General features: G+C 58.8%; 5 protein-coding genes. All 5 read left to right on the top strand.

From position 1 onward, the window contains the following. Positions 1-468: sensor histidine kinase (locus QAT43_RS14180; RefSeq protein WP_305043741.1), on the top strand; the 468-nt coding region annotated here is incomplete at its 5' end. After that, a complete protein-coding gene (locus tag QAT43_RS14175; RefSeq protein ID WP_305043740.1) occupies positions 465-2,798 on the top strand; it encodes an ATP-binding protein in 2,334 nt (777 codons plus the stop codon). The genes QAT43_RS14180 and QAT43_RS14175, both read left to right, overlap by 4 nt. 22 nt (positions 2,799-2,820) lie before the next feature. Continuing rightward, positions 2,821-3,741, top strand: a complete 921-nt coding sequence (locus QAT43_RS14170) for a sensor histidine kinase (protein WP_305043739.1) — start codon at positions 2,821-2,823, stop codon at positions 3,739-3,741. Beyond that, complete coding sequence (locus QAT43_RS14165; RefSeq protein WP_305043738.1) at positions 3,734-4,558, top strand: response regulator; 825 nt, start codon at positions 3,734-3,736, stop codon at positions 4,556-4,558. The genes QAT43_RS14170 and QAT43_RS14165 overlap by 8 nt, the downstream gene beginning before the upstream one ends. Then, the coding region (locus QAT43_RS14160; RefSeq protein WP_305043737.1) for a response regulator at positions 4,551-4,936 on the top strand (386 nt) is incomplete at its 3' end. The genes QAT43_RS14165 and QAT43_RS14160, both read left to right, overlap by 8 nt.

Here is a 4,936-nt window from a genome sequence, read left to right as displayed (position 1 = left end):
GTGCAATGCCTGGAAAGCACCATCAACATCGTCTGGAATGAAATCAAGTACAAGGCCGAACTGGTGCGCGATTACGAGGATCTGCCGCCGCTACTGTGTCATCCGCAGCAATTGGGGCAGGTGTTCATGAACCTGCTCGTCAATGCGGCTCAAGCCATTGACAAGCGCGGAACCATCAAGATTCGCGCCCGTCATGAGGAGGGTCGGCTGAAGGTTGCGATCAGCGATTCGGGGTGCGGTATCGCGCCCGAACATCTGGCGAAACTCTTTGATCCGTTTTTCACCACCAAGGAGGTCGGCAAGGGCACCGGTCTCGGCCTCTCCATCGCCTATGAAATCATCAAGAAGCATGGCGGAGAAATTCAGGTGGAGAGCGCCCCTGGTTGTGGTTCGACGTTCACCATCTCCCTGCCGGTCGCCGCGTCCACAACGGCCGGCGCGTCCGTGAAACCCGGAGGCGCGCCATGACGCAGCCGCGTTTGCAAACCCGTCTCGCCGCGTCCGTGTGTCTGCTGCTGCTGGTCGTTCTCGGCGTTTTGGGATGGGCGGCCCTAAGGTATTTCAAGCAGGAGATCAAAGGTACGATCAGCGAACATCAGTACGCCATGGCGACGGCCCTGGCCGTGGAAATCGATGAAAAACTGATGTTGGCGCAAGGCGGTCTGGTCGCCGTTGCGCGAAACATCCCCCGCGATCCTTCGCGTTCGCAGGATTCTCTGCGGCATCACACCTTCGCCCAGACGATTTTTGAAAACGGCCTGGCCTTGATGTCGCCCGAGGGGAAACTGCTCGCCCTGTATCCCCACGAACCAGAAATGTTTGAGAAGGATTTCTCCGATCGAGAGTACTTGCGGGAAACCCTGAACACGGCGCGGCCCTATATCTCCAAGCCTTTTTTCAGCAAGCGCGGCCACGCACCGCCCATCGTCATGCTCACCGCGCCGGTGTTCGATGAAAACGGAAGAATTCGCGCCGTGCTCCTTGGCAGCCTCGATCTGAGCAAGAGCAATTTTATCGGAAAACTGGCGGATACCCGCATCGGCGAATCGGGGTATGTGTTTCTCTTCACCTCCGATCGCACCATGGTCATGCATCCCGATAAAAGCCGCATCATGCGGCAGGATGTGCCGCCAGGGGTCAATCCTCTTTTCGACCAGGCCCTGGAAGGCTTCGAGGGTAGCGGTGAAACGGTCAACTCGCGGGGCGTTCCCATGCTGGCCAGTTTCAAGCAGCTCAGCGCGACGGATTGGATTCTTGGCGCCACCACACCCCTCAAGGAAGCCTACGCTCCCGTTGAACGTGCCCGTCAGGCCCTGTTGTTGGCCATGACCGGCACCGCCCTGGTTGCCATGCTGGTCGTCTGTGTTTGCACCGAACGGTTGACGGCGCCGCTGCGGCGCCTGACTCGCCATGTACAAGGCATGGCTGACAATCAAGGTCAGGCGCGAGTTTTCCACGGCGGCGGCGGCGATGAGATCGGTACCCTGGCCAAGGCATTCAACCATCTGATTGCCGAAATCGACCGCGAGGCGCAAGCCCTACAGCAGAGTGAGGCCTTGCTCGCCGAGGCGCAACGCATGGCCGCCATGGGGCATTGGCAGGTCGAAGTCGGTACGGGAAAGCTGCACTGGTCCGAGGAGATGTATCGCATTACAGGTCTTTCGCCGGATCAGGCTCCGTTGACGCGCGAGGATTTTTTTGCCCGGGTGCATCCGGAAGATCTGCCGGCCTTGCGCGAAACAGCCGAGGCCGCTTTCAACCACGGCGGGCGTTTTGTGGTCGAGCATCGTCTGGTGCGCCCGGACGGAGAAATTCGTCTGGTGCATACCCAAGCCGAGATGTTTCGCGACGATCAAGGCCAACCCTTGCGAATATTCGGTACGGTTCAGGACGTGACCGAACGCAAGCGCGCCGAGTCCGAACTTCAGGATCTGCTTGCCGCCATGGCCGTGAAAAACCTGCAACTGGAACAGGCCTACAAGGAACTCAAAACAACCCAGAGCTATCTGAGGCAACAGGAAAAAATGGCGGGCCTCGGGCAGTTGGCCGCCGGCGTCGCGCACGAAATCAACAATCCCCTGGGCTATATCTCCAGCAATCTCGTGACCCTTGAAAAATATCTGGGTCGATTGACGGACTACATCGCGAAACTGGAGACATTGTTACGCGGCCTGGATGCCGGCGCCGAACTGGGCACGCAGCGCCAGGCCCTTAAAATCGACCATATTCTCCAGGATGTGCCGGCCCTGCTCGGCGAATCTAGGGAAGGGGCCGAGCGCGTCAAAAGAATCGTTCAGGACCTCAAGAGCTTTTCCAGGCTCGATCTGGGCGAACCCGTGGCCGCCGATCTGTTGCAGTGCCTGGAGAGCGCCATCAACATCGTTTGGAACGAAATCAAATACAAGGCTGAACTGGTTCGCGATTTTGAGCAACTTCCGCCCCTGGTGTGTCAGCCCCAGCAACTCGGGCAGGTTTTCATGAACTTGCTGGTCAACGCCGCTCAAGCCATCGACAAGCGAGGCATCATCGAGGTTGCCGCTCGACAGGAGGACGCCTGGGCCTGTGTCTCGGTACGCGACAACGGCTGCGGCATTCCCTCCGAGATCCTGGGCAAGCTCTTCGATCCTTTCTTTACCACCAAGGAAGTCGGCCAGGGAACCGGGCTGGGCTTGTCCATCGCCTATGAAATCATTCAAAGCCACGGCGGAGAAATTCGCGTGGAAAGCGAGGTGGGCCGGGGGGCCACCTTTACCGTACGACTGCCTTTGATTGGGGTGAACCCAGCAGAGTGCGGCTAATCATCCATGAGGGGGATAAATCATGGGCAATTCCATGGGGTTGGACAAGGTTCCGCCCATGCCGGGAAAGGAAGGCGAGGCCGCGTGTCTGCGTCAAAAGCTGGAACAAACACAGGCCGACTTGAAGGATTACCAGGCGCGGATACTTCAGCAGGAAAAATTGGCCGCCATCGGCCAACTGGCCGCCGGGGTGGCCCACGAGATCAACAATCCCGTGGGATTCATCACCAGCAATCTCCATTCCCTGCGCAAGTATCTAGACAAGCTCACCGAGTACATCGGCGTTCAGGATGAACTGATCGGCCATTACGACAATCCGGCGGCCCAGGAGCGTCTGAGGGCCGCGAAAAAGGCCCTCAAAATCGATTTCGTTCTGGAGGACATCGAACATCTGCTCGGCGAATCCATCGACGGTGCCCAGCGCGTCAATCGCATCGTTCAGGGCCTCAAGAGCTTTTCGCGAGTCAGCGACAATGAAGTGAAGGCCATCGATCTGGAGCAGTGCCTGGAAAACACCCTGAACCTGGTGTGGAACGAAATCAAATTCAAGGCAAAAATGGTGCGCGACTATCAGCCCCTGCCACTGGTGCCCTGCTGCGAACAGCAAATGGCGCAAGTGTTCATGAATCTGCTGGTCAACGCCGCGCAAGCCATCGAGCAGCAAGGCTGCATCACCCTGAGCACGCGCTATGAACACGGCTGGGTTTCGGTTGCCATCAGCGATACCGGAGGGGGTATCGCGCCTGAGCACCTGGACCGTCTGTTCGAACCGTTTTTCACGACCAAGGAGGTCGGCCAGGGCACGGGGCTGGGGTTGGCGATTGTGCATGACATCATTCAGAAACATGGCGGCGACATCAAGGTCGGCAGCACGCCGGGTCGGGGTACCTGCTTTACCTTGCGGTTGCCGGCGACAACCGAGGGGGAAGGTGCGCATGGCTGAGAAGATAAAGATTCTTTGCGTGGACGACGAAAAAAATGTACTGCGCGCCTTGCAGCGGGTGTTTCTGGACGAGGACTACGAACTGTTCGCCGCTCTCTCCGGTCCCGAGGGGCTGGAGATCCTGGAGGCCGAGGACGGTATCCAGGTGGTGATTTCGGATTACCGCATGCCGGAGATGACCGGAGTCGATTTTCTTCACGAAGTCTGCCGCCGACGTCCCGATACCGTAAGAATCGTTCTGTCCGGCTACGCGGACACCGCCGCGGTGGTGGACGCCATCAATCAGGGCCAGATTTACAAGTTCATTCCCAAGCCCTGGAACGACGACGAACTGCGAGTGACCATCGCCAACGCGCTGGAACTCTACTTTTTGCACGCCCGAAATCGACAATTGATGGCTGAATTGCGCGACTCCAATGAGGAGTTGCGTCTTATGAACGACAATCTGGAACACCTGGTCAATGAACGCACCGCCGAACTGGTGTTCCGCAACCGGGTGCTGACCGGGGCGCAGAACATGCTGCACGCCTTGCCACTGGGGGTGGTCGGCATCGACAGGGACGATCAGGTGGCTTATTGCAACCAGCAGGGGTGCACCCTGTGCGACACCGTTGATTTCGTGGCCATGGGCAGCGATCGCCATGACGCCTTGCCCGCCGCTCTTAACGACTTTATCGATGTGCTTCGCGGGCGCGAACAGCACGAGGGCCTGGTCGTCATCGGCGACGAAACTCTCCATGTCAAAGGGGTGCATATGGTCTACGGTGAGCAGCAAGGGCTGATTCTGACCCTGGATCGGGGGAATGAAAATGAATGAAACCATTTTGTTCGTCGATGACGAACCGAATGTGCGTAACGCCATGCAGCGACTGTTTTCCGACAGCGAGATCAACGTGGTGCTCGCCGCCGATGGGCCGGAGGCTTTGTCGGTCCTCTGCTCCCAGCCCGTGGCCGTCATGGTGGCCGACCACCGCATGCCGGGCATGAGCGGCACCGAATTGCTGGAGAGGGCGCGCGATCTGTCCCCGGAGACCGTGCGGGTCATGCTGACCGCCCACGCGGATCTGCAAACGGCCTTGGACGCCATCAACCAGGGCGAGGTCTTTCGTTTCGTGCTCAAGCCCTGGGAAAACGAACATCTGCAAGCCGTGGTGGAGGAGGGGCTGCTCCGGTATCGCCTGATCCTGGCCCTGCG

Origin of the sequence: Geoalkalibacter sp. (assembly GCF_030604225.1) — a bacterium.
Classification (GTDB): domain Bacteria; phylum Desulfobacterota; class Desulfuromonadia; order Desulfuromonadales; family Geoalkalibacteraceae; genus Geoalkalibacter.
The sequence above is the reverse complement of the archived record's forward strand: the minus strand, read 5'-3'. Positions and strand labels throughout refer to the sequence as shown.